24 protein-coding genes and 1 tRNA gene are annotated in these 24,372 nt (G+C 38.1%); 11 read left to right on the top strand and 14 right to left on the bottom strand.

The features are described 5' to 3' along the window. Window positions 1–41: 41 nt before the first annotated feature. On the bottom strand, window positions 42–512 hold the full coding sequence (locus tag GQR52_RS13055) for a hypothetical protein (protein WP_024594052.1): 471 nt from the start codon (window positions 510–512) through the stop codon (window positions 42–44). A 454-nt stretch (window positions 513–966) separates the two neighbouring features. On the opposite strand from GQR52_RS13055, the gene GQR52_RS13050 reads away from it, so the two are divergent. Both GQR52_RS13050 and GQR52_RS13045 read left to right on the top strand, forming a co-directional pair. Continuing rightward, the gene (locus tag GQR52_RS13050) at window positions 967–2,097 is read left to right on the top strand and encodes a porin (RefSeq protein WP_165728728.1); all 1,131 of its coding nucleotides are present in this window, start codon (window positions 967–969) and stop codon (window positions 2,095–2,097) included. Window positions 2,098–2,109: 12 nt separating this feature from the next. Beyond that, on the top strand, window positions 2,110–2,517 hold the full coding sequence (locus tag GQR52_RS13045; RefSeq protein ID WP_024594050.1) for a phosphate ABC transporter substrate-binding protein: 408 nt from the start codon (window positions 2,110–2,112) through the stop codon (window positions 2,515–2,517). A 440-nt stretch (window positions 2,518–2,957) separates the two neighbouring features. On the opposite strand, the gene GQR52_RS13040 is transcribed toward GQR52_RS13045, so the two are convergent. The 8 genes from GQR52_RS13040 to rlmE all read right to left on the bottom strand — a co-directional run bounded on the left by GQR52_RS13040 (window position 2,958) and on the right by rlmE (window position 11,036). Beyond that, the gene (locus GQR52_RS13040; protein WP_165728727.1) at window positions 2,958–4,583 is read right to left on the bottom strand and encodes a methyl-accepting chemotaxis protein; all 1,626 of its coding nucleotides are present in this window, start codon (window positions 4,581–4,583) and stop codon (window positions 2,958–2,960) included. A gap of 198 nt (window positions 4,584–4,781) precedes the next feature. Beyond that, a tRNA-Leu gene (locus tag GQR52_RS13035) sits at window positions 4,782–4,866 on the bottom strand. 81 nt (window positions 4,867–4,947) lie between these two features. Next, on the bottom strand, window positions 4,948–5,301 hold the full coding sequence (secG, locus tag GQR52_RS13030) for a preprotein translocase subunit SecG (protein WP_165728726.1): 354 nt from the start codon (window positions 5,299–5,301) through the stop codon (window positions 4,948–4,950). 1 nt (window position 5,302) lies between these two features. Continuing rightward, on the bottom strand, window positions 5,303–6,052 hold the full coding sequence (gene tpiA, locus GQR52_RS13025; RefSeq protein WP_165728725.1) for a triose-phosphate isomerase: 750 nt from the start codon (window positions 6,050–6,052) through the stop codon (window positions 5,303–5,305). Window positions 6,053–6,123: 71 nt separating this feature from the next. After that, entirely contained in the window at window positions 6,124–7,473 is a 1,350-nt protein-coding gene (gene glmM, locus GQR52_RS13020; RefSeq protein WP_007586638.1) for a phosphoglucosamine mutase, read from the bottom strand. Continuing rightward, complete coding sequence (gene folP / locus GQR52_RS13015) at window positions 7,470–8,318, bottom strand: dihydropteroate synthase (protein ID WP_010553862.1); 849 nt, start codon at window positions 8,316–8,318, stop codon at window positions 7,470–7,472. Before folP ends, glmM begins: the two co-directional genes overlap by 4 nt. Before the next feature lie 78 nt (window positions 8,319–8,396). Then, window positions 8,397–10,340, bottom strand: a complete 1,944-nt coding sequence (gene ftsH / locus GQR52_RS13010) for an ATP-dependent zinc metalloprotease FtsH (protein ID WP_165728724.1) — start codon at window positions 10,338–10,340, stop codon at window positions 8,397–8,399. Window positions 10,341–10,406: 66 nt separating this feature from the next. After that, window positions 10,407–11,036, bottom strand: a complete 630-nt coding sequence (gene rlmE / locus GQR52_RS13005) for a 23S rRNA (uridine(2552)-2'-O)-methyltransferase RlmE (RefSeq protein WP_165728723.1) — start codon at window positions 11,034–11,036, stop codon at window positions 10,407–10,409. 88 nt (window positions 11,037–11,124) lie between these two features. Between rlmE and yhbY the strand changes: the two genes are divergently transcribed. Beyond that, complete coding sequence (gene yhbY, locus GQR52_RS13000) at window positions 11,125–11,421, top strand: ribosome assembly RNA-binding protein YhbY (protein WP_002963153.1); 297 nt, start codon at window positions 11,125–11,127, stop codon at window positions 11,419–11,421. An 80-nt stretch (window positions 11,422–11,501) separates the two neighbouring features. Here the strand turns inward: yhbY and GQR52_RS12995 are convergent, their stop codons facing one another. Together GQR52_RS12995 and GQR52_RS12990 are read right to left on the bottom strand one after the other, a co-directional pair. Then, window positions 11,502–12,005 carry a histidine phosphatase family protein gene (locus GQR52_RS12995; RefSeq protein WP_165728722.1) on the bottom strand — a complete coding sequence of 168 codons (504 nt, stop codon included), beginning with the start codon at window positions 12,003–12,005 and terminating at the stop codon, window positions 11,502–11,504. Then, window positions 12,002–13,156, bottom strand: a complete 1,155-nt coding sequence (locus GQR52_RS12990) for a serine hydrolase domain-containing protein (RefSeq protein ID WP_165728721.1) — start codon at window positions 13,154–13,156, stop codon at window positions 12,002–12,004. Before GQR52_RS12990 ends, GQR52_RS12995 begins: the two co-directional genes overlap by 4 nt. Window positions 13,157–13,269: 113 nt before the next feature. Here GQR52_RS12990 and GQR52_RS12985 point away from each other — a divergent pair, with 113 nt between their 5' ends. From GQR52_RS12985 to GQR52_RS12960, 6 genes are all read left to right on the top strand, one after another. Next, complete coding sequence (locus GQR52_RS12985; RefSeq protein ID WP_007586622.1) at window positions 13,270–14,073, top strand: hypothetical protein; 804 nt, start codon at window positions 13,270–13,272, stop codon at window positions 14,071–14,073. 429 nt (window positions 14,074–14,502) lie between these two features. Then, window positions 14,503–15,285, top strand: a complete 783-nt coding sequence (locus tag GQR52_RS12980; protein WP_010553867.1) for a MipA/OmpV family protein — start codon at window positions 14,503–14,505, stop codon at window positions 15,283–15,285. Next, the gene (locus GQR52_RS12975) at window positions 15,275–15,658 is read left to right on the top strand and encodes a DUF3019 domain-containing protein (protein WP_007586617.1); all 384 of its coding nucleotides are present in this window, start codon (window positions 15,275–15,277) and stop codon (window positions 15,656–15,658) included. The genes GQR52_RS12980 and GQR52_RS12975 overlap by 11 nt, the downstream gene beginning before the upstream one ends. 25 nt (window positions 15,659–15,683) lie before the next feature. Then, entirely contained in the window at window positions 15,684–16,388 is a 705-nt protein-coding gene (locus GQR52_RS12970) for a response regulator transcription factor (protein WP_024590954.1), read from the top strand. 19 nt (window positions 16,389–16,407) lie between these two features. Continuing rightward, window positions 16,408–17,700 (top strand): ATP-binding protein, encoded by a 1,293-nt coding sequence (locus tag GQR52_RS12965; RefSeq protein ID WP_101216201.1) that lies wholly within the window; start codon window positions 16,408–16,410, stop codon window positions 17,698–17,700. A 204-nt stretch (window positions 17,701–17,904) separates the two neighbouring features. Then, window positions 17,905–19,260: a sodium-dependent transporter gene (locus GQR52_RS12960; RefSeq protein ID WP_165728720.1), complete on the top strand. Its 1,356-nt coding sequence runs from the start codon at window positions 17,905–17,907 to the stop codon at window positions 19,258–19,260. Between the two features lie 79 nt (window positions 19,261–19,339). Here the strand turns inward: GQR52_RS12960 and GQR52_RS12955 are convergent, their stop codons facing one another. Further along, window positions 19,340–19,789 (bottom strand): GNAT family N-acetyltransferase, encoded by a 450-nt coding sequence (locus GQR52_RS12955; RefSeq protein WP_165728719.1) that lies wholly within the window; start codon window positions 19,787–19,789, stop codon window positions 19,340–19,342. 74 nt (window positions 19,790–19,863) lie between these two features. After that, entirely contained in the window at window positions 19,864–20,607 is a 744-nt protein-coding gene (locus GQR52_RS12950; protein ID WP_007586609.1) for a sporulation protein, read from the bottom strand. Window positions 20,608–20,872: 265 nt separating this feature from the next. On the opposite strand from GQR52_RS12950, the gene GQR52_RS12945 reads away from it, so the two are divergent. Then, the gene (locus tag GQR52_RS12945) at window positions 20,873–22,447 is read left to right on the top strand and encodes a cation:proton antiporter family protein (protein WP_007586608.1); all 1,575 of its coding nucleotides are present in this window, start codon (window positions 20,873–20,875) and stop codon (window positions 22,445–22,447) included. A 350-nt stretch (window positions 22,448–22,797) separates the two neighbouring features. After that, entirely contained in the window at window positions 22,798–23,022 is a 225-nt protein-coding gene (locus tag GQR52_RS12940; protein WP_007586607.1) for a DUF3820 family protein, read from the top strand. Window positions 23,023–23,111: 89 nt separating this feature from the next. On the opposite strand, the gene GQR52_RS12935 is transcribed toward GQR52_RS12940, so the two are convergent. Then, window positions 23,112–24,359 (bottom strand): ATP-binding protein, encoded by a 1,248-nt coding sequence (locus tag GQR52_RS12935; protein WP_165728718.1) that lies wholly within the window; start codon window positions 24,357–24,359, stop codon window positions 23,112–23,114. Between the last annotated feature and the right edge of the window lie 13 nt (window positions 24,360–24,372).

Below are 24,372 nucleotides of genomic sequence, written 5' to 3'. Positions count from 1 at the left end.
TATCCATGTGACATATTTGTTTATATTTAATAGTTAGTGTTTTACCAAACTCCACCAGATACAACCGATGGTGTCATTTCTATGCGAAGCACATCCTGGTAACTTCCGGCATAAATTAAAGGCTCATCTAGTTTTAACTGTAATTTAGCTACGCTGTTAAATAAAATCTTATCAACATCAAAATTGTACATAGATTTGAGCTCAAGTGCTGTTGCAGAAACGTCGCTTGAAACCCCCTCTATTGACCAATTAATGTTATAAGCATTTATTTGAGTACTTTGCTGATGGCGCAGGCCACCATTTTCAGATTGCATTGATACTCGCATAGGTGAATTACAATTAATCACTAGCTTTGTACTCGCAAGGCCATCTGAAGAAAACTGAAGGTTGTTATTTTGAGTAGTAAAGCCGCACACTGGTGAAATATGACCTACCAGAGTTAAACTTACTTCATCGTTACTGTATGCATTCATTGCAAAGAAACATAATAAAAACCATATTACCTTCTTCATCCGCGCCATCTCCTTTGACCGACCTCGCTAAGACAGGACTGATACTATGATAAAATTGCAGTTTAGAAAGTTGTTATTTGCTTATGATTAGCTTTACTTATTGATAATTTCGACTATGTAACAATATAAAATATAAACATTTAAACTAAATAACTTATGTAAAACACTTATAATTAAATGTTAACAAATCTATATGGTAGTAAATACAATACTTACGGCTTGTAAGTTACATTAAGACGTTATAAACAAAAATCACCAGGCGTATATTTTATATCCAACCCCAGTACTAAACATTTTTAAACACAAACATTCGCACCTGATTAATTAAAAAACAAAATAATATTGACTAAAAATAAAATAAAAACCTTAAACAGTTCTGTTTATTAGATAAATACTCGTTATGCACTTATACTAATAAAGAAATCAACATTTAAATAACAAATAGGAACAACATATGAAAAAGCTATCTGTAGCAGTGGCTGTATGTGCAGTTTTAGCATCTAGCTATGCTAGTGCTGAGGTAAGAATTAATGGTTTTGCATCAATTGTCGGTGGTAAAAGTCTGGATAGTGACAGTACTTTGTACGGCTATGATGACGATATCTCTTTTAAAAATGAGAGTAAATTCGCTTTACAATTATCTGCAGACCTACATGAAAAGCTAACAGCTACGGCTCAAATTATTGCGCGTGGAGAGGATGACTTTGACGCTACATTCGAATGGGCATACATTACTTATGAATACAGCGATGAACTGCAATTTAGCGCTGGTAAAATGCGTGTTCCTTTTTACAAGTATTCTGATTTCTTGGATGTAGGTTATGCTTATCGCTGGGTACGTCCGCCAAAATCAGTATACGGTATCCCATTTTCAACTTATGAAGGAGTTAGTGTAGTTTACAGCTCTCAATTAGGTGATTGGGATTCTACGCTTCAAGGCTTTTATGGTGCATTCGATGGTGATATTGACGTATTTGGAACAGAATTACCTGCTGAATTAAATAATTTAGCCGGTATAAACTGGAGTCTATCATACGACTGGTTCAGTGCGCGAGCTGCATACATTGTGGCCGACACTAGCATTTCATCAGAGGATAGCGGCCTAATTGGTCTCGTAAGTGTATTGTCTGATAGTGGCTTAACTAATACTGCGAATGACCTAATCACTGAAGAAGATAAAACGAGTTTCGTTGGCGTTGGTTTTTCTGTTGATTATGAAAACTTTTTGTTTGATGCCGAATATACACAATTTGAGGTTGAAGACAGTATACTACCAGAACAGTCACAGTATTACGCATCAGTTGGTTACCGTATTGACAGTGTAATTGTTCATTTTACTTATGAAGACAATGATGACAAACATGACTCATCACGTTTTAATACCATTGAGTCAATACCAACCTTAAACTCGGCTGTAAATGGTGCTCTTGAAGGTCTTCGTGCACAAAGTAACGTATACACAATTGGTGCACGTTATGATTTTCACCCTTCCGCTGCTTTCAAAATCGACTTTAGTCGTTTTGAAGATGATATAACCGATACAGAGACGGATGTTGTAGCTGTTGGTGTAGATCTTGTCTTTTAATTGGAGCTTATGATGAAAAAATTAATTTTAGTAAGTGCACTTTCATTGTGCTCAATTAATGTATTTGCAGAAGTTGCTGTGATTATTAATCCAAGCAATGCTAGCACAGTAGATGCTGACACAATAAAAAAGATTTATCTGGGAAAAAGTAAGTCATTTAGTAATGGCGATAAAGTTAATCCTATAAATCAAGATGGTACATCTGTAGCTGATGAATTTAACGACAAAGTAGTAGGTAAGTCTAGCAGTCAGTTAAATGCATATTGGTCAAAGCTTGTATTTACAGGTAAAGGCACCCCGCCTGAAAAACTAACAACTGACCAAGCTGTTATTGATTTTGTTGCTGCTAATAACGATGCTATTGGCTATGTTGATAGCGCTAAAGTGACCGATAAAGTAAAAGTAATTGCTACCTTTTAGCAGTGAAATTGATATAAAAACCACCTAGAGGTTAATACTGATAGGTTAATAAATATTTAACTAATCAATAAACCGACCTTCTGGTCTGTTTATGAAGGCTTCTGAATTTATTCAGAGGCCTTTTTTTGCAGCCCACTACAACACTTTTTCTAGCCAATAGTTACGCATCCAATTCAGAAGACTTCTGTCAGCTGAGTGTTGCGAACTGTGCAATTAATATTATTAATTTAATTCAGACTATGTTTATTGAGAACTCAGGGAGTATCCCTATATAAATAGAGTAATAGTAAGCTAAAGTAGAGCATCACATATTACTAATAAAGCGAGAGTGGACATATACTAGGTATGTCAAACCAAATACCCAAACAAAAAAGCCAGTCAGCGGTTAACTAACTGGCATCACCCTAGGGTAGATTTATATACTGACTCAGTACTGAGCTTTACTCAATTCTAAACTTAGCGGTTGCATCTAATAGGTTATCAGATAGGTAATGTAGGTTTTTGGCTACGTCGCGTACAGCAAGTAGTGAGTCCATAGTATCTTCGAACGATACATGCATATTTGACACATTATCTACTACCATAGCTGCAACGGATGTTTGTTCCTCAGTCGCTGCTGCTATTTGCGAATTCATACCATTAATTTCTAACATTTGCTCTGCGATTTTCTCTATTGAAATACCTGTTTTTTCTGCGGCTGTAGCATTATCTGTTGCCATATCACGTGCTGAAGTCATAGCAGCTACAGATTCATTTGCGGCAGTCGTTAATGATCCCAATAGTTCACGTATTTCATTAGTAGAATGTGCAGTGCGAGAAGCCAGTTCACGAACCTCATCTGCCACTACAGCAAAGCCTCTTCCATGTTCACCTGCTCGTGCAGCTTCAATAGCAGCATTAAGAGCAAGTAAGTTTGTCTGATCTGCAATAGACGTAATTACATTCAAAATCTGCGATACATTTTTTGTATCGTCCGCAAGCTTATTAATAGTCCCTGCAGCTCGATTAATTTCATCACTGAGCGTACGAGAAGCGGTAACTGACATCTGTACTTGTGTACGACTTTGTTCAACTTCTTTCTCGGCCGTTTCAGCAGCGTGAGAAGCGTTAGCTGCAGATTCTGATATATCACCAACACTCTGCTTCATTTCTTCCATAGATTGCTTAACAATTTCAGCATCAGTGGTTTGCTTTGTTGTAGCACGCTCAGCTTGTTCCATACCTTGAACTAGTCGTGTTGAGTTTTCCATTAAAGGCTCACATACAGCAATAACTTCAAGAACTGTTTCTCTTAGTAAGGAAATAAATGCGTTAAAATTAATAGAGACTTGGCCAATTTCGTCTTCTGAGTTAACAGATAGCTGTGTGCTTAAAGAACCATTGCCGCTTGCTAATAAACTAAGGTTGTTAGCTGCATCACTCGCAGATGAGCCTATATTTTTAGCAATCCAAATAGCCATAAACAATAATAAAATTAATGAAATAATGGATACAGCTAACATTAGAGTTAATGCTTCATCAGAGCGCGCTTTAGTGTTGGCAACCAGTTCAAAAAAACGATTATCCGCTTTTTGTTGAGCGCCTTTAAAACTTTCTAAAACAGATCCATATAAACTTGTTTTAAGCTGCGCTTGTTGCTGAATCTTACTAAAATCAGCAGTACCGTTAACCATACCTTTAGCAATACTTGAGGATATTTTTTCATAATCTGACAACTCATTAATAATATCGTTATTAATGTAGGAGTTATTAAGTTGCGTTATTAAGGTAATATTAGACTCTAAAGTTTGATATACCTCGTCTGCTTTAACTATAAGATCTTGCTCACCAAACGTAACCGCTTGGGTATAAAGTTCATCAAGCTTTTCTAAAAGCCCTACGTTTTGCGACGTTATTTTTACAACTTTATACGATGAGTTACTCATTTCATCGAGAGAAACCTTATTATCATTCATAGCTAAATAGTTTATCAATACGATCACTATGAAAGCTACTACCGCAATGCATGTTATTGCATGTATTTTTTTTGTTATGCTTAGGTTTTGAAAAGAGAAGCCTGAAGCCATACTGTGCTACCTTATTTTATTGTCTATATCTATTATCGGCTTGATATCTATAAGTGTGAGCTAAATTTGTAATATTTCTAGTTTTTTCTAACAAATAGAAGAATTATTTAACAATAAACACACATCGCTCATAAAGCAATCACAATAAATTACAGATACAAAAAAACCAGTAACATTACTGCTACTGGTTTCTAAATTTGGTGCGGATGGGGGGACTTGAACCCCCATGCCCTAAAGCACCACCCCCTCAAGGTGGCGTGTCTACCAATTCCACCACATCCGCATTTTTTAAGCTTTCGCTTAATTGTTAAACATGTGATTTATTTGAGGACTATAAATCGTTTAACGATAGCTTTACGCTAAATTAGTTTGGTACGTCAGAGCGTTGCTCTTTAGTAGATGTTACTGGAACATCTTCTTCAACAGGAACTACTGTTTCTACTGCTGGAGCTGCTTCTAGGTTTTCCCATTCGTCAGTCTTTTTAATTTGACCAGCAGTTAGGTTTCCTAACACAATGCTTAATACAAAAAATACCGTTGCTAAGCTTGTGGTTGTTTTTGTCATAAAGTTACCTGCACCTGACGAACCAAAAACTGTGCCTGATGCACCAGCGCCAAATGAAGAACCCATATCTGCGCCTTTACCTTGTTGAATTAAAACCATTCCAACTAGAGCCAAAGCCACAACTAAATAAACTACTAATAAAATTTCGTACATCTTATACAGTCCCTTTTGCACTGTTACAGATTGCAGTAAAAGATTCTGCTTTTAGACTTGCGCCGCCAATTAAGCCGCCATCTATATCTGTTTGTGCAAATAATAATTCGCTATTTTTTTCATTAACGCTACCACCATATAAGATGGTAAGCCCTTGTGCTAAATTGCTATCAAGTGATGCAATTTTGTCACGGATAAATTTATGAACAGTTTGTGCCTGCTCTGGCGATGCAGTCTTACCTGTGCCTATGGCCCAAACGGGCTCGTATGCTATCACAGAATCTTTCAGTGCTGCTACACCTAATTTCTCTATTACTGCATCAATTTGTGCAGCAACTACTTGTTCGGTTTGACCGCTTTCTTGCTCACTTTCACTCTCGCCTACACATAATATTGGTGTTAACCCAACTTGCTGTGCTCTAGCAAACTTTTCAGCGACTGTTGCATTACTTTCGTTATAAATACTGCGGCGTTCAGAATGACCAACGAGTACGTAAGTTGCACCTAAATCTTTTATAAGCTGCGCATCAACTTCACCAGTAAATGCGCCAGGTGTATTTTCAGAAACAGTTTGAGCTCCTGTAGAAACACCGCTAGCTACCATTGCTGGTACAAGTGGGAATGGAGGAAATAAAACAATGTCCATCTCTTGTGATTTTACATCGTTAATAGCGTCAGACATTTGTTTAACTAACTCTAAAGAGCCATTCATTTTCCAGTTGCCTGCGACCATCGCCTTGCGTATTGCCATTATCCACTCCACATTAGAAAGCGGGCGAGATATTAACTTTTCTCGCCCAAAGTTACAAGAGATTATTGTTATTAATCAGTTTGTTTGCTCATAGATTCTACAACAGCTGCAATTTTTTGAGCGCTGTCTATTACAATCTTTTCTTGCTCGGCTTCAACCATAACACGAACCACAGGTTCAGTGCCTGACTTACGCAGTAAAACACGGCCTTTATCGCCTAAAGCAAGCTCTACTTCTGCTACAGCTGAAAGCACTTCTGGTGCTTTTGTCGGGTCAGTTCCAGCTGTATAACGCACGTTAATCATCTTCATTGGATACTTGGTAAAACCAGCGCCTAAGTCTTGCAATGTACGATTTTGTGCAACCATAGCAGCAAGTACTTGTAAGCTTGAAATAATACCATCACCCGTGCTAATTAAGTCTAGGTTTAGTACATGGCCTGAGCTTTCACCGCCAATTTTCCAGCCTTTTTGCTGTAGTAATTCCATAACATAGCGATCCCCCACTTTACTGCGAGCAAACTCGATACCTTTTGCTTTTAAAGCGTTTTCAAGGCCCATGTTAGACATAACAGTACCAACTACACCACCACCCAAATTATCATCTTGGGCTGCTTGGCAAGCAATAATATAAACCAGATCATCACCATCAAAAACACGGCCATTATGATCAACCATCATCACGCGGTCACCATCACCATCGTATGCAATACCTACGTCGGCTTTAAGTTCAAGCACTTTACGTTTAAGGGTATCTACGTGAGTAGCGCCACATTCATGGTTGATATTAACGCCGTTAGGCTCACACGCATGTGTTATTACTTCTGCGCCAAGTTCACGCATAACAGAAGGTGCAATATGATAAGTTGCGCCATTTGCGCAATCGACAACAATCTTAAGACCTTCTAAAGACAGGCCTTGCGGGAACTGGCTCTTACAAAACTCTATATAGCGGCCATCCGCACTGACTAAACGCGATGCTTTGCCTAATTTATCTGAAGCAACACATGTCATTTGCTCATCAAGCATCGCTTCAATTTCAAGCTCTACTGCATCATCAAGCTTTAAGCCTTGACCATTGAAAAACTTAATACCGTTATCGTAATATGGATTATGTGAGGCACTAATTACAATACCTGCCTCAGCACGAAATGTTTGCGCTAAATAAGCAACGGCCGGTGTAGGCATAGGACCCAATAATACAACATCAATACCAGCAGCAATTAAACCAGCCTCAAGTGCGGTTTCAAGCATATAGCCCGAAATACGCGTATCTTTACCAATAATTACTTTTTTAGTACCACTTTGCGATAATACACGCCCAGCAGCCCAGCCTAGCTTCATTGCAAATTCAGGGTTTATTGGAGCAGCGCCTACAAGTCCACGCACGCCATCGGTGCCAAAATATTTTCTTTCTTTCATTGTGAAATTCCTTGTTCGCAGGCTTGATATACACCAAGTACATCTGCGGTTTCTTTTACGTCATGTACACGAATAATTTTTGCGCCATTTTGCGCTGCGATTAACGCACCCGCTAAGCTGCCCGCTAACCGTTCATTTGTATTTCTGTTTAATAAATTACCTATCATCGATTTACGAGATAATCCGGCCAATAATGGCAAACCTAATTTATTAAAATCATCAAACTTAGCCAATATTTGATAGTTATGACTAAGCGTTTTTCCAAATCCAAAACCTGGGTCTAGAATAAGTCGTTCAAACTTAATCCCAGCTGTTTCACATGCTTTAATACGTTCACTAAAAAACATACTTATATCTGCAAACAAATTATCGTAATGAGGTGACGATTGCATGCTCCGGGGCTGCCCTTGCATATGCATTAAACAAATTGCTACATCTTCATACTGCGCAACCGTTTCTAAGGCGTCTATTTCTTGCAAAGCTCTAACATCATTGACTATATCTGCCCCTGCAAGTATTGCTTGCTCCATTACCTGTGCTTTACTGGTATCAATTGAAATAACGCAATCACTGTGCTGACGTATCGCTTTAATAGCGGGGATTACTCGAGCAAGTTCATCTTCTAAGCTAACATCTGGCGCGCCTGGGCGAGTAGATTCTCCCCCTATATCTAAAATTGTCGCACCGTCATCTAATAATTGCATTGCGCGTTTTAGCGCTATTTTGGGATCTAAAAACTGCCCACCATCAGAAAATGAATCCGGCGTTACATTTAATATTCCCATAATAACGGGCTTTTCAAGATTAAGTGTACGCCCTCTCGGAAGCTTTAATATGTTAGTCATTGCCAACCTTTATTCTTTTTCTAAATAGCTGATACAAAAAAGCCCCGAAGTTCGGGGCTTTCATTACTATTTTAACGATTATTCAGCTTTATCATCAAGGTTTGTTTCATCTTTTTTTGATAAATCATCAGTCTTTTGACTTTCATCAGCAACTGGTTCTTGAGGTTCTTCCGCTTTTACCGGTTTAGCTTCATGACGGTCATGTGCATCACGCGGTTCACGTACTGGTTGGCGTGCCATTAAATCATCAATTTGCTTAGCATCAATAGTTTCGTATTTCATTAACGCATCTTTCATTGAGTGAAGAATATCAATATTTTCTTTTAATATTTCTTCTGCTCTTTGATAGTTACGATCTGAAAGTAATCGAACCTCTGCATCAATTACTTTTGCCGTGTCGTCCGACATGCTAGATGAACGACTACCGCCACCACCCATATACATTTCGTTCTGATCTTCAGCATAAAGTAACGGACCTAGTTTTTCACTTAAACCCCAATGTGTAACCATTTTACGCGCTATATCTGTAGCTCGTTCAATGTCATTACTTGCACCCGTTGTTACTTTATCTGCGCCGTAAATAAGCGCTTCAGCAATACGGCCACCATAAAGGCTAGAAATCATTGATTCTAAAAGCTCTTTTGAATGGCTAACACGATCTTGTTCAGGCAAGTACATTGTTACACCCAGCGCACGGCCACGTGGAATAATAGATACTTTATAAACTGGATCATGTTCTGGCACCATACGACCAACAATTGCATGGCCAGCTTCATGGTACGCTGTCATTGCTTTTTCTTGCTCGCTCATCACCATGGTCTTGCGCTCTGCGCCCATCATGATTTTATCTTTAGCAGCGTCAAATTCAGCCATACTTACAACACGTTTATTACCACGCGCTGCATAAAGTGCAGCTTCGTTTACTAAGTTTGCTAAATCCGCGCCAGAGAAACCTGGAGTACCACGTGCTATAAGAGCAGCTTCTACGTTATCGCCTAATGGCACTTTACGCATGTGTACTTTAAGTATTTGCTCACGACCACGAATATCAGGTAAACCCACTTCAACTTGACGGTCAAAACGACCTGGACGAAGTAATGCAGGGTCCAATACATCCGGTCGGTTAGTGGCTGCGATAACGATTATACCTTCGTTACCACCAAAACCATCCATCTCTACTAGCATTTGGTTAAGTGTTTGTTCACGCTCATCGTTACCGCCGCCCATACCAGCACCACGTTTACGACCTACAGCATCAATCTCATCTATAAAGATAATACAAGGCGCCGCTTTTTTAGCTTGTTCAAACATATCACGTACACGTGATGCACCAACACCCACAAACATTTCAACAAAATCTGAACCCGAAATTGTAAAAAACGGTACTTTTGCTTCACCAGCAACCGCCTTTGCAAGTAACGTTTTACCGGTACCTGGAGGGCCAACCATCAATACGCCTTTAGGAATACTACCGCCAAGCTTTTGAAATTTTGATGGGTCACGTAAAAAGTCGACCAATTCGGTAACGTCTTCTTTCGCTTCATCACAACCTGCCACATCGGCAAACGTTGTTTTAATTTGATCTTCACTCATTAAACGAGCTTTACTCTTACCAAATGACATAGCGCCTTTACCGCCGCCGCCTTGCATTTGACGCATGAAGAATATCCACACACCTATAAGCAGTATCATTGGGAACCAAGAAATAAATATACTTGCTAAAAATGATTGTTCTTCAGGTTGTACACCCTTCACATTTACATCATTTTTAAGTAAATCATTTATTAAGTCTTCATCGTACATTGGCATCGTTGTTTGAAAACGCTCACCACTGCTCTTAGTACCAGTAATATTACCTGTACCACGGTCAATAATAACTTCTTGTAAAGAGCCGCTACGGACATCTTTAACAAATTGAGTGTAACTAGTTTGACGATCAACTTGCTCGCCGCCATTAAAGCTCTGAAAGACTGACATCAGCACAACTGCAATCACCAGCCATAGTATTAAATTTTTCGCCATATCGCTCAAGGGGTTAACCTCTTGTATCCAATTAATTTAAATTCAACTAAACGCCAAGCAACTGTACTACAATTTGTATCCAGTCGCTACTATATATACTTCCCGAGAACGGGCACGTGAGGCATCAGGTTTGCGTATTTTCACTGCTTTAAAATTATTACGTACATCTTGCAAGTATTGATCAAAGCCTTCTCCTTGGAAAACTTTAACAATAAATGCGCCATTTTTCTTTAGTACTTGACTACACATATCCAGCGCAAGTTCTACCAAATACATACTACCCGCTTGATCTACTGAGTTATTGCCACTCATATTTGGTGCCATGTCAGAGAGTACCACATCAACATTTTTACCATCAATACGTTTTAACAACGCATTTAATACAGCCTCCTCACGAAAGTCACCTTGTAAGAAGTCAACACCCGCAAGTGAATCCATCGGCAATATATCACACGCGATCACTTGGCCTTTGTCACCTACTTTTTCAGCCAAATATTGAGACCAACTTCCTGGAGCCGCCCCTAAATCAACAACTGTCATACCTGGACGAAGTATTTTATCTCTATTTTGTACTTCATCTAATTTAAAAACCGCTCGGGAACGCCAGCCTTTTTTTTGCGCTTCTTGAACATATTTATCATCAAAATGTTCTTTCAGCCATCGCTGTGAACTGGCTGACTGTTTTTTATTTGTCATAAATTAACACGCAACTAATTAGTAATATTCTCTAGATGGCGTTAGAATACCCTTAATTCAAGCCATATTCAGCAAAATTTGTATAAACATGACATTATCAAACAAACAAAAGCAGTTTTTAAAAGGTCAGGCACATAGCCTTAAGCCTGTAGTTTTACTAGGTTCTAACGGTTTAACCGAAGGCGTAGTAGTAGAAATTCAAAGTGCATTAGAAATTCACGAATTAATCAAAGTTAAAGTTCCAACTGACGATCGTGAAACAAAAGCATTAATTTTTGAAGCAATCGTACGTGAAACTGGTGCGACTAAGCTACAAACGATAGGTCACACTATTGTGCTTTATCGTCAAAGCGTTGAGAAAAAAATACATTTACCGCGTAACTAATTATTCCTGTTAAAGGATTTAGTGCGTTTAAATTAAAAAAACCAGCTTAATGCTGGTTTTTTATTATTTAACATTTTAAATCAAAAACTCATTTTATGATGGGTTACATCATATTCGCTACCATTACTACTGCGCTTCTTATTCAATATAAAGTACTGAGAAAATTGTGTTTCACTCATTGCTGGCACTTTTTCATTCGAAAGTAGCTCGGCTAGTTGCGGTGTTGTATTACTGTGCCCAATAACAACAACTACACCTTTTAGTTTTAGTAACTCATTTTTTAAATCACTTAGCTTACCTGCGTTATACACATTTATTTTGGTATTAAAATGTGCCTGCAAAGGTGCGGCTGTTTGCAACGTGCGTTTATAGTTGCTGCTAAAAAGATGTATATTTTGATGTTCTTTAAACAACGTAACTAAATTATTTGCACGTGCCTTCCCCTCTTCTGAAAGCGCTGGATTTTTACCCGTTAACTTTTCGCTATGACGAAACAAATATATCTCATCAGGTGCTGCAAACACTAAACTACAATTGAATGACATGATTAAAAAAGTGATTGCTAATATTATTTTATTATTCATATTTTTTTACCTCGTTTGTATTCTAATAGCCTGTCGATAAATTCAGTCGTTAGCTCATTGATTACGCCGGTTTCAGCATTAACTATTAAGCTAAAACCAATATTTAAGTGAGGAAATACAACCACATCACTTCTATAACCTTGCACCCAGCCACTATGATAGTAAAGTGTTTCATCAGCATAGTTATAAACGCGCCAGCCTAATCCGTAATAGGCTTCATTGAGGTGTTTTTTCCATACCCTGCGATGCATTTCTTTTTTTGTATGTGTATAAGGGCGTGTTTGTTTTGCTAGAGTATCCAATGACAAAACATCAGGATATTGGCCCAGCTGCGCTCTTAACCAAATAGCCATATCACTTGCGCTAGCGTTCACACCAGCTGCAGGTCCCACTTTATAATAATTTTTTTTAAGCTTAGCGCTATACCAGCGTTTTTTACCCCGCACATGAGGTAGAGCATAATTATTGTCATGCACCATTTGTTCAAAACCTAAGCTCGCATCACTCATTTTTAATGGCTCAAAAATAGCTTCTCGTAACCACTGTCCGTAACTTTTATCGGTGCTTTGTAATATCACATCGCCTATAAGACTAAACATAACGTTTTGATAGCCATAACATTCGCCGGGTTTGCAAATTGGTTTGACGCTAAGCAGCTTTTCAACAATACCTGGGTAATCCATACGAGATTCAATTAAATTGTCGTATGCATTAGGAACTAATCCACTTGAATGGCTCAAAAGATGAAACACCTTTAAATCATCTTGATAAACAGTCCCTTTAAAATCAGTTATGTATTCGCTAACAGGCTTATCTAATTCCAGTAGGCCGTTAGCAGCCAATTTAGCTGATAACGAGCCTGCAAATGTCTTCGAAACAGACGCGAGTCTAAACCGAGTATGCTTATTAACTTTTTGTCCATTTCGTGATTTAGTTACGCCCATGGTGTGGATGTAGTCTGAATTGTTTATATTTACAATCGAAAGCGCTGCACCGGGTATACCTTTACTTTTTAATTTTTTTTGTGCGTAACGGCCGTACTTTTTTACAAATGCATCCCAATCAGGATCCGCTTTTGCTGCAAAACCCATAGAACTAAACAGCAAACACAAAGCAGATAGGCAATACGATAAAGAGTTGAGATACTTCATTTTTTATAAAATTTATCTTTTTAACTACATCTGCGCAGATAATATCATGAAGTTTTGTTTGTACTAACGTACAATACGACGATTATTTGGTTTTAAGCGAGTGTTTAGTACTTATGCGTTTTTTAGTTGTGTCACTTTTTATTTTATTATCAACTGGTTGTGCTATTACAAAGCAACCGGCCGAACCACTGGCTATGCCATTAAAGCCAACATTAAAAAGTCAGACCTATCAACTTGAGTACACTACAGAGCACTCATCTCCAAAAGTTAAATCGGTTCAGCTTCCTGCACATAAAGTAGTTAGAAACCAAACAGTAAAAATCATTACCGATAAGGCAAGCGTAACCGATAAACTTCTATCGCAAATTAGCCAAGCACTGAACGATAAACAACTAAAAGTAACAACTAAAAATAACAGTGACTACACACTGACTATTCAGCAACTCGATTTAACTTTCACAGATGATACTAAGTACGCAATAAAGCAACCAGAGAAGCCATTTACTTTATATTCAAATGTTGCCCAGCAATACCCAACACAACAGTGCGCTGCAATATTTGCACAAGTTAGTATGCGTCTCACGCACAAGTCATCGGGTGATGTTGTTTGGTTTGCTAAATCTTCAATCGACAGTGCAAGTTTTCATCGTGAACCACTAATTTACAATTTCACCGAAGAGCAAAAAATAACAAATGAGCTTGAGGTTGTCGCTTTTATTCATCAGCAAAACACTGACGAGGCCCGAATTGAAAGACTTGGCAAAGATATTCAAATACCTCAGTACAAAACGTTGTCAAAACTATCTAGCCTTACCAAACTTAGCGGTCCATGTAATAGAACAGAAGTAAGTGCATTAACACCTATGATGCAGTTTTACTTGAGTAGTATATTAATCGATAAAATTAAAGTTCAGTAAATTAGGGTCTGTTGATCTTTACGGATTAAAATTTGTTCAAACTAGGGGCTATTTAATCGCGGCGCGAGATTTGTAACCTAGTGGGCTAAGTCAAAACCGAGCAACAAAGAGTAAATAGCCCCTAGGAAGAACCCTTTGGGCAGCGCCTGTTTGGCATTAATGCTACGTTATCGCCCATTTATGGGGAATAGCCACACTGCATAGGCTCTGCCTTACCTAAATACCAAACAGACTGCTGCAAATTTAACCTTGAAAGATCAACAGACCTAACACTTACTACATTTTTTTACAGATTAAAGGAACGAATTAACAATATACTACGCTTAATAACAAATAATAATTAGGCCCTAAGGGATGAGAAACGCTTTGCTTAACCATACTTTACTGAGCATAACACTGCTTTTTTGCTGCATTTTTAGCACGTCGAGTATGGCAAGTAACCGCTATTATGCAGATAATACGTTAGAGCCAACCCAAGGCTTTGCGTGGGATTGGAGTGCTGGTGCGGGCTTTTATATTGAAGATTCTTACCTTGTCGGCATTGAGTCTTACGATAAAGGCGTTGAGCTCGACTTAAGTCTTGCTGTTTCCTACGATAAATTTTACCTTGATTTCGATCACAATCAACTCAGTGGCGGCCTTGTAATAGGCTACAGTCTTATAGATAAATTTGATTGGGGCCTAGATATATTAGGCACAAATACTCAAGCTGGATTTGACGAAAAAGGCCTCGGATTCTATAACCATGGTGTTATAAAAGAACTCCAAGGTATAAAAAAACGTAATTACGACTTTGACGTCGGCCTTCGACTTTCTCGTCGATTTGAAAATTCTCAATTCTCTTTTGAATACCTTCATGATGTATCTGGCGCGCACAATGGCTGGGTTATAAACAGCTTTTTTAGTCACATTTTACCATGGCGAAACTGGGAGTTTAGATCTGGTGTTGGTTTAAGCGCCTACTCTGCTGACTTTACCAATTATTACTTTGGCATTGATAGCGATGAAGCCACCAGCCTTCGCCCGATTTATAGCAGCAATGCCAGTACTAGTATTATTTTTGAGTTCCATGCTGAGTACCCAATAAGCCAAGATTGGGTGTTTTTATCCGGCTGGCTTACCACATGGTTTTCAAAAGAGATTGACGACAGTCCAATTATTTCCCAAGGATATCAACACAAAGCCAAGGTAGGCCTACGTTATGTATTTTAGATGGATCTGTGTATTACTGATCTTCCCCAGTACTTTTACTGTTAAAGCTCAGGAACCTCCTGAAGCACTTATAGCAGTTCCAGACACCTGCGTTGCATTGCGCGAAGGGCGAAATTGCTATGCTGACGTAACGCTAACGTGGGAGCAACCTATCATTGGTAATTACTGCCTACGTGACGCCACCTCAAAGTACATAATGCAATGTTGGCTCAAGCAACAGAGCGGTACCTTTAATTATGCATTTGATTCACAGCAAAGTATTTCATTTGAACTATTTGACAGCAATACCTCTAAAATAATTAGTATTGCCGAAGTAAAGCTTCAATGGGTATATCAAAACAGGCAAAAAAAGCGCCGCTGGCGACTATTTTAATACCAATCGCATTAAGGATATTTTCATGGATAACTATGGCACTATTTTACTCGTTGAAGACGATGTATCACTTGCTCAATGGGTTGCTGAATACTTAACAGAGCAAGGCTACACAACGCATGTTTGTCACAGAGGTGACGAAGTAATTAGCCAAGTCAAAACGTTAAATCCAAATATCGTGCTCCTTGATATTATGCTTCCAGGGCAAGATGGTATAAGCGTGTGTAGAGAACTTCGTAGTTTTTATAATTCGCCCATCATAATGCTCACCGCACGCGATGAAGAAATGGATGAGGTCATTGGTCTAGAAGTAGGTGCAAGCGACTACATAATGAAACCTGTGCGCCCTCGTGCATTGCTAGCGCGTATAAAAGCAGCCCTTCGCCAAAACAATGAGCCAAATACCCCACACGTTAACGAGAGTGTTATTAATGTTGGTACGCTTAGTATTGATACCGAATCTAGAAATGTAAAACTCAACAAGCAAGACGTAAACATATCAAGTGCTGAGTATTTACTGCTTCATTACCTTGCGAGCAATGCAGGCCAAGTGGTCTCGCGTGACGCTGTATTTAAAGCAACCAAAGGCAGAGAATACGATGGGCTTGATAGAAGTGTTGATGTACTTATTTCTGCACTTCGTAAAAAGTTTAATGATGATCCACAAAACCCTGAAAAAATTAAAACTATTTGGGGCCGTGGATATTTACTTGTTTCTACTGCGTGGTAATAAAGTGATGAATAAATAAATGAAAAAGTTTTATATATCGCTTTTAGGCAGTGCACTTTTATCTATTGTGGTATTGGGCTGGCTTATTGATGCTTTTAGTCAACAAGCGCATACCCCACAGGATGAATTTAGTCAGCAAAGTAAAATGATTATGGGTTTTAGCAAGCAATTAGCTAACATACCCACATCTGAGCGCAGCGATTATGTAAAACAACTGGCGCTAGAATTTGATGTTTTAATTGATTATAAACCTAATGAATCACTTGCTTTACCGCCTTCTTTATTATTACAAATGCATACGCCGGGTGGGCTGATTTTAGAAGATCAGCAAGGCTTTTATATGCTTTATAGCAGCGCTGTTTTAAATCCTTTTCACTTATCAATGCGTTTAGATAAAATTTTTGATAGCGAGCAACATAACGACATTATATTAACCTTACTCTTTTACGCAGGCTTATGTGTATTTATGGGGTTTATTATTGCGCCCTTAGCTAAACGATTAACCGTGTTAAATGAAGCCGCTAAAAAGTTTGCCTCTGGTAATGTTCAAGCCCGAATAAAAGTATCGCATTTTACTTACATAAAAGACGTAGAGCTTACCTTTAACCGCATGGCCAGCCAAATAGAGAAACTTGTCGCTGAAAATAAACTAATGGCTTCAAGTTTATCTCATGATATACGCACCCCTATCGCGTGCCTGCGATTTGGTTTAGATGCGGCATTAGATAGCCATGATGAGCAAAAAGTAAAACAGTATTTAACCCGTATGGAAAATGATTTAGACCATATGGAATCGATGCTTAGTAGCTATTTAGCTTTTGCTACTTTAGAACAAAATGCTAATAAGCTGACCTATTCATCAACAAACATTAAGTCCTACCTTGAAGATATTTTAGTTCAACTTGCACCAAAACTTGAAATGCAAATGCTTAACGTACAGCTCAATAGTACAGATAAAATAATAAATGCAGATCTTCACTGGCTTGCTCGCGCAATTACTAACTTATTAACTAACGCATGTGATTTTGCAAGCCAACATATTTACCTGAGCGCAAAGTTACACGAGCAACAGCTTATAATAACGGTAGAAGATGACGGCCCGGGTATCGCTCGAGAAAATTTTAGTAATGTATTTAGCCCATTTTTTAGGGAAGAAGATCACCGTAACAGAGCTGATAAAAGTTACGGCCTTGGTCTAGCTATTGTTGAAAAAGTAGCCGACTGGCATCATGGCAGTGTTAAAGTAAGTAAAAGTACCCAGCTAGGTGGTGCGTGTTTTACTTTCACTATTGCACAGCATCATAATTCGTAAAGCAATAGTTACAGACTATAATTAACAATTATTAAACAAAATCAACTCGTTATTTTAAACGACTCGATAACAACAATTAAAATCGATGGTTATAACACACACTTTACTTATTAAATTGTGCTAGATCAGCAAATAAGCACTTTTTATTTTTTAACATTTCCAGTAGATTGTCACCGCCGTCACACAATAGAGAAGTACAATAATATGAGCGCAGTTAGAGGCGAGTTCAGCTCTCGCTTTGGTTTTATTATGGCCGCCGCGGGTTCTGCCGTTGGTTTGGGCAATATTTGGGGATTCCCTACACAAACAGCAAGTAATGGCGGTGCTGCATTTTTAGTCGCATATTTAGTGCTTGCGTTCTTTTTAGCCTACCCCGCTTTAATGGCTGAACTTATGATTGGTCGTCATGGCCAAGCAAATGCTGTTTCATCACTTCAAAAAATATCTAATAAGCCATGGCAAAAACACTTTGCCTTTATTGTTGGTTTTGGCGGTATTTTATGTGCTGGCTTTATATTAAGTTTTTACGCCATTGTTGCTGGTTGGATGCTCAGCGCTACAGCTGACCCCATAGCCACTTTAGTTGGTGCCAACACAGCATCTACATGGTTAAGCGAGCAATCACTTACCCGAAACATTATATTCACTCTCGTCTTTATCGTACTAACTGTCGCTATTATCAGTAGAGGCGTTGAGAACGGTATTGAAAAATGGTCAAAACGTTTAATGCCCGCTCTTTTGGGGATTTTATTTGCACTTATTGCTTATGTAATGACCCAAGATGGCGCAATGGAAGGTTTAAAGGCTTACTTAGTTCCTGATTTTTCGTCTATTTTTGACGCAAAACTATTAGTTAGCGCACTAGGACAAGCTTTTTTCTCTTTATCGCTAGGTACTAGCGTAATGATTATTTACGGCTCGTACATCAGCAAAAAAGAAAATCTTGTTTCTTTAGGTGCCTATGTAACCCTTATTGATGTATTTATAGCCTTTGTAGCGGGTTTACTGATTATTCCGGCTATGTATGTAGCGCAAGCTCAAGGCGTTGAAATATTCTCGGCCTCAACAGGTAAATTACTCTCTGAAGATACGTTAGTATTTCAGGTACTCCCTGCTTTATTTGATGGAATGGGCGAAGTTGGCTTATTTGTGGGCTTTTCATTTTTTGCGTTAATGAGTATTGCCGCTTTAACGTCATCTATTTCAATGTTAGAGGCGCCAGTATCATACACTGTAGAACGCTTTGGGATGAAACGCGTTCAGGCAACCTGGTTGATTGGAGCTTTAATTGCTATCGTTAGCATTATAATTGTGTGTAACCTTAGCAGCTTATTTGGCTTAGTGATTACTTTAACTACAAAAGTAGCTCAACCTTTGCTTGGCCTGATGTGTTGTATATTTGTAGGCTGGATTTGGTACAGAAGCTCATTACTTAAAGCAATTAAAGAAGGTAATCCTGAGGTCCATAACACATTGTTTTGGAAAATATGGCCTTGGTATACCAAGTTTGTGTGTCCACTTGCTATTGGTATGGTGTTTTTACACTCACTCTTGAGCTAAATAATACCTTAACCTTAAAATAGTCTTAAATTAAAATAGCCCACATTAGTGGGCTTTTTTATAGCTGCTTAAATTGGATTTACTTAGTGAGTTTTAAAATCATATCTTGATGAGGTATACCGTCTTCTAAATATTCACTTTTATAATCCTCAAAGCCAAAAGAGCGGTAAAAATCAAGTAAGTAAGTTTGTGCACCTATATAAATATCTCGCTCAGGCCATTGTGCTTTGCAGCAGTCTATAGCTTTAGTAATAAGTAAAGTAGCATACCCATTACCACGCGCTCCTTCACTCACTAGCACGCGACCTATTGCGCTGTATTGCTCACTTTTGTCATAACAACGCGCATAAGTTTGTAGTTGCTCATTATCCAATGTATATAAATGCTGTGTATTTGAAGCAATATCTACATCATCAAGTTCAGGGTAAGGACATTTTTGCTCTACAACAAACACATCAACCCGCCCACGCATAATAGTAAAAAGAGTCTGTGTATCAAGAGCGTCAAACTGCTCACATTTAAACTGCATATTAAATCCTATAAGCAAAAAACCCAGCTTAGGCTGGGTTTATTAAAATCACTCGCTAGCTTAGTTAGCTTATACTAAGTAAATAAGCGCTCTAGCTGATCACACAACTGCGATAGATTCACATGATCGTGCTCTATGGTCAAATCTACATAACCATCGCCTTTAAAGGCTCTGTCTAGCTCTATAAGCACATGTGTTTTATGTGCCTCTGGTACAAACGATAATTCAATTTCCTGAATGCCAAATAAGCTGCGGCTATTAGGTTTATACTCAAGTTCTTGGTAACACCCAGATAATGACTGAAAAGTTGAAGCCCGTAAGTGGCCTTTTTCTACGTCAGCTTTCATTAAACTAAAACCTAACTTTTCCATCGCTTGCATACACGTTTTAACCGCTTCATTAGGGTAAATGTGTAAATGATCTTTATCTGTTGGGTCAAGTGCTAAGTCTATATCTAGGCCTGTTTCTAGCCATACATGTGATTGATTATAACCTGCATTAATTTCTGTAATAGGTGTTTCAGAATGAAGACGTGCTTCAAAAGGGATGTTTTTAACTTCGCCTGGCTCAATTGTACCAATATCTGTAATTCGCCATTGCTCAATTACATGATTAGTAAAATAATCGCCATCATCACCCGCAACTTTAACACGAGTCATTAATAATAAATCTAAGCCTGCGATATCTTGGCTAACATCCCCTGCTGTGATAACTATTTGTGCGTTAAAAAGTTGACCTGGTTGTAGGTGTTCAGTTTCTAAAATAGTGTCTACTTTTGCAGCACCAATACCTACCGACGCTAAAATCTTTTTAAACATATCTCTCTCCTTAAGCTGAGCTGCTCTATTATTTGCTCTGGCTTAAACTTCTTCGTTATCGCATCTTAACCATATTTAAAAGCTAATGTCAGTGAAAAAATGTTATTTACATACTATTTACGATTAAATAAGTGTTTAATGCGCGTTTTTCATACGCAGCAAGGCAAGTAATTGATTAGACGCGTTCATTTTTAGGTCTATTATATTTTCAATGGCATAAATTTTTCGTTACACTGCAACACCAAATGAAGTGATATTAAGAATTATGGAACTAATCTATTTTGCTGCCGCGTTTGTTTGTGGTTTTGCCGTTTATCAATTAAAACTACCTCCTCTTATTGGATTTTTATTAGCAGGCTTTGCTTTAAATTTATCGGGATATAAAAGTACAGAGTTGCTCGATACAATTGCAGCACTTGGCGTAACCCTTCTTCTTTTTAGTATTGGCTTGAAACTTAAAGTTAACAGTTTAATTAAACCTCAAGTTTGGGCACCTGCAACATTGCATATCATTTTTAGCAGTGCGTTATTTAGTGGTTTTATGCTGTTACTTGGCGTATTCGCTATTCCACTATTTGTTGATTTAAGTTGGCAAAGTGCTTTATTGGTTGGGTTTGCGCTTAGCTTTTCAAGTACTGTATTTGCAGTAAAAGTACTTGAAGAGCGCGGAGAAATGGCAAGCCTACACGGCAAAATAGCCATTGGTATATTAGTAATGCAAGATATCTTTGCTGTTATCTTTTTAGCTATTAGTACCGGTAAAGTCCCAAATTTATGGGCAATTGCACTAATAATTGCTTTGCCTTTATTACGACCTGTAATGTATGGCGTGTTGAACCGATCTAAACATGGTGAACTATTACCATTGTTTGGTTTTTTCTTTGCTCTAGTTGCTGGTTATCATGCATTTGAATTTGCAGGCCTAAAAGGCGATTTAGGTGCATTAATAATAGGAATGATGTTTGCCCCTCACAAAAAGGCAGGCGAGCTATCAAAATCCCTGCTTAATTTAAAGGACATATTGCTAGTTGGCTTTTTCTTAAGTATTGGTTTGAGCGCAGAGCTAACCACTAACTCCTTGATTGTTGCTATTATACTTATTTTAGTATTACCCGTTAAAATAGCGCTTTATTATGTGTTCACTAATATATTTAAACTACGCGCGCGTACATCATTACTTACTGCTTTTAGCTTATCTAACTACAGTGAGTTTGGTTTAATTGTATGTGCAGTGGCTGCAACTACAGGCATGATCACCTCTGAATGGCTAGCTGTAATGGCAATTGCTGTTTCTATTACCTTTATAATTGCCTCCCCATTAAATAAACGTTCAAACGAGTTGTACGTCAAAATTGAGCACTGGTTATTAAAGTTCGAAAGCAAAACTCGTTTAGCTGAAGAGCTACCTGTTAACCTTAACGATACTAGAATAGTCATTTTTGGTATGGGACGTATTGGTACTGGTGCTTATGAGACTATCAACGCGACTCACCCAAATGTTGTTGCAGGTATAGATATAAAACCTGAGGTGGTAGATAAGCACGTTAACAGAGGCCGCAACGTCTTAATTGCTGATGCAACCGACCCTGACTTTTGGCAACGAGTAAATCACTCACAAGTAGAAATGGTTATGCTTGCAATGCCAAAGCATATGCAAAATATCTTTGCTCTAGAGCAGCTACAAGCCTCTGGTTATAAAGGCCAAGTAACAGCTATTGCAAACTACCCTGATCAACAAAAAGAACTAGAAGAAATGGGTGTTCATTCTACTTATAACTTTTACCTAGAAGCCGGTAGTGGTTTTGCAGAGCACGTTAAACAAGAGCTATTTAACGAATAATTACTTTTTATAACGTCTATAAATAACAAGGCCTTAATCAGTTAAGGCTTTGTTATTAGTTTTTAAATAAAAAGCAATTCTATTTACATTCCTTTACAAGCCAATTCACCACAACAATGAAAAACAGGTAGACTAACTGTGTTGGTTAAATAAGAACCCATGTTCTAATAATAACTTAATTAGATCCCAGCTAATTAAAGTTCAACTAGGTTTATATCAATCAACATAAAATTATTAAATCAGAGGGCCTACTCCCTCGCAAAATAGGCTGTTTCTTGCCCGTCACAGCCTATTTTATATCTCTAAAATCCCTTACACTTACGCATACTTTAAATACATAAGTAGTTTTTATGGATCCAAAACAACTAAAAATAGCTATTAATACCATAATGCCGTTTGGAAAATATGCAGGACGGCCATTGCTTTTACTGCCAGAGCCTTATTTAGTCTGGTTTAATCAGCAAGGGTTTCCTGACTCAAAACTAGGTAGTCAACTTGCGATGATGTATGAGGTAAAACTAAATGGCCTTGAGCAAATGTTAATGCCATTACTTGAAAAAAATAAAAATAGTTGAGAACTTTTTTAAGTACTTGCGGTCTATTGTATTGCTACTTGTTGATTTTGGTTTTTTAACCGCAAAAAAAGCGCCTCTAGGCGCTTTTTTTATGTCTTTAATTTGAGGGGTAAATATACAATAAATTTAGCACCACCTAAGCTTGAGCTTTCTGCTTTACACTCTCCTTGGTGCCACGACACAATTTTAGCAACTATAGCGAGTCCTAAACCAAAACCACCGGTATCCTTGCCTCTACTTTTATCTAGTCGAGTAAAAGGTTTAAATACATTTTCTCGCTCAGCGGGAGCTATCCCCTCACCATCATCTTCAACAATCAATACGATGTGTTTTGTCTCTTGTAGCAATGAAATTTTAACTTGTTTATGAGTGTATTTGAGCGCATTGCCAATTAAATTTTGAAATACTCGCGCCATAAAGTGACTATCACAGTAATAATTTAAATGCTCAGGGAGGTTTACAGAGAGCGTTGTTCGGGCTTCAAAGTTTAGCTTTTCAACAGTTGTTTTTACCAGCCCAGCTAAGTCACAGTTTATTGGCTGTAAACTAGGTTGTTGAGAGTCTAATCGCGCGTATTCAAGCATTTCAGAAACTAGTGACTCAAGCTCGCTAATGTCTGTTTGCATGTTTGTTAGGTATTTCTCACCTTTTTCGTCAAGCATTTGTTCTTGCAGCATTACAATTGCAAACTTTAAACGTGCTAGTGGTGTTCTAAACTCATGCGACACCGATGAGGTAAGTTCTTGCTGCGCACTAAGTAAAAACTCAATACGTTGCTGCATTACCTTTAATGTATCAGTAATAGGTAAAAAGAAAGACTTAGAAGAGTCATTTAGTTGAAAGTCTTGCAAACCCTCTACCGCTTCACACGCTTTACGTAGCTTTGCAAAGTCGCGCCATAGTAAAAAGCTCCACAGCCCAACAGGTATACCTACAATAATAAGTAGTAATAAATACGGCCAAACAGAAGATGATTCCTGCGTTAATACACCTACCGGTCCTACTTGAAGTAATGAATCATTACCGAGATCTACATACCAAACAATGCGTTGTTGCTTATCGTATAAGTATAAGTAGTGGTTTTGGTTGAGCTGCGATTGTTGTTTTTGAGGGAGTATTAAATCACGTCGTTCAATCACTTTACTTTCAAAGTTGTGCTTTAATTTTTTAAGACCATTTGGAGTTTGTGAGAGCAACCAGAGTGATTGCCCAAACTCATCATCTAAGAAGACCTGTTGTTGCGACTCTTCGTAAGGCCACAATTGCTCTATAACACCGCTTACTACAAACAAAGAAACGATGATATATAAATATAAGCTGGTAAACAGTTTTCCCATTAAAGCCGACTAA

This window comes from Pseudoalteromonas sp. 31A1 (genome assembly GCF_011378815.1).
GTDB classification, from domain to species: domain Bacteria; phylum Pseudomonadota; class Gammaproteobacteria; order Enterobacterales; family Alteromonadaceae; genus Pseudoalteromonas; species Pseudoalteromonas arctica.
Note: the sequence above shows the minus strand (reverse complement) of the source record. Positions and strands in the feature narration are given on the sequence as shown.

Excerpts from the sequence above, each read along its gene's own strand:
- GQR52_RS12935 (WP_165728718.1), bottom strand. The coding sequence starts at position 24,359 with ATGGGAAAACTGTTTACCAGCTTATATTTATATATCATCGTTTCTTTG.
- secG (WP_165728726.1), bottom strand. The coding sequence starts at position 5,301 with ATGTACGAAATTTTATTAGTAGTTTATTTAGTTGTGGCTTTGGCTCTA.
- GQR52_RS13055 (WP_024594052.1), bottom strand. The coding sequence starts at position 512 with ATGAAGAAGGTAATATGGTTTTTATTATGTTTCTTTGCAATGAATGCA.
- GQR52_RS13045 (WP_024594050.1), top strand. The coding sequence starts at position 2,110 with ATGAAAAAATTAATTTTAGTAAGTGCACTTTCATTGTGCTCAATTAAT.
- GQR52_RS12955 (WP_165728719.1), bottom strand. The coding sequence starts at position 19,789 with ATGCAGTTTAAATGTGAGCAGTTTGACGCTCTTGATACACAGACTCTT.
- GQR52_RS12945 (WP_007586608.1), top strand. The coding sequence starts at position 20,873 with ATGGAACTAATCTATTTTGCTGCCGCGTTTGTTTGTGGTTTTGCCGTT.
- tpiA (WP_165728725.1), bottom strand. The coding sequence starts at position 6,052 with ATGGCAATACGCAAGGCGATGGTCGCAGGCAACTGGAAAATGAATGGC.
- rlmE (WP_165728723.1), bottom strand. The coding sequence starts at position 11,036 with ATGACAAATAAAAAACAGTCAGCCAGTTCACAGCGATGGCTGAAAGAA.
- ftsH (WP_165728724.1), bottom strand. The coding sequence starts at position 10,340 with ATGGCGAAAAATTTAATACTATGGCTGGTGATTGCAGTTGTGCTGATG.
- GQR52_RS12940 (WP_007586607.1), top strand. The coding sequence starts at position 22,798 with ATGGATCCAAAACAACTAAAAATAGCTATTAATACCATAATGCCGTTT.
- GQR52_RS12965 (WP_101216201.1), top strand. The coding sequence starts at position 16,408 with ATGAAAAAGTTTTATATATCGCTTTTAGGCAGTGCACTTTTATCTATT.
- GQR52_RS12970 (WP_024590954.1), top strand. The coding sequence starts at position 15,684 with ATGGATAACTATGGCACTATTTTACTCGTTGAAGACGATGTATCACTT.
- GQR52_RS12990 (WP_165728721.1), bottom strand. The coding sequence starts at position 13,156 with ATGAAGTATCTCAACTCTTTATCGTATTGCCTATCTGCTTTGTGTTTG.
- GQR52_RS12950 (WP_007586609.1), bottom strand. The coding sequence starts at position 20,607 with ATGTTTAAAAAGATTTTAGCGTCGGTAGGTATTGGTGCTGCAAAAGTA.
- yhbY (WP_002963153.1), top strand. The coding sequence starts at position 11,125 with ATGACATTATCAAACAAACAAAAGCAGTTTTTAAAAGGTCAGGCACAT.
- glmM (WP_007586638.1), bottom strand. The coding sequence starts at position 7,473 with ATGAAAGAAAGAAAATATTTTGGCACCGATGGCGTGCGTGGACTTGTA.
- GQR52_RS12975 (WP_007586617.1), top strand. The coding sequence starts at position 15,275 with ATGTATTTTAGATGGATCTGTGTATTACTGATCTTCCCCAGTACTTTT.
- GQR52_RS12995 (WP_165728722.1), bottom strand. The coding sequence starts at position 12,005 with ATGAATAATAAAATAATATTAGCAATCACTTTTTTAATCATGTCATTC.
- GQR52_RS13050 (WP_165728728.1), top strand. The coding sequence starts at position 967 with ATGAAAAAGCTATCTGTAGCAGTGGCTGTATGTGCAGTTTTAGCATCT.
- GQR52_RS12980 (WP_010553867.1), top strand. The coding sequence starts at position 14,503 with ATGGCAAGTAACCGCTATTATGCAGATAATACGTTAGAGCCAACCCAA.
- folP (WP_010553862.1), bottom strand. The coding sequence starts at position 8,318 with ATGACTAACATATTAAAGCTTCCGAGAGGGCGTACACTTAATCTTGAA.
- GQR52_RS13040 (WP_165728727.1), bottom strand. The coding sequence starts at position 4,583 with ATGGCTTCAGGCTTCTCTTTTCAAAACCTAAGCATAACAAAAAAAATA.
- GQR52_RS12960 (WP_165728720.1), top strand. The coding sequence starts at position 17,905 with ATGAGCGCAGTTAGAGGCGAGTTCAGCTCTCGCTTTGGTTTTATTATG.
- GQR52_RS12985 (WP_007586622.1), top strand. The coding sequence starts at position 13,270 with ATGCGTTTTTTAGTTGTGTCACTTTTTATTTTATTATCAACTGGTTGT.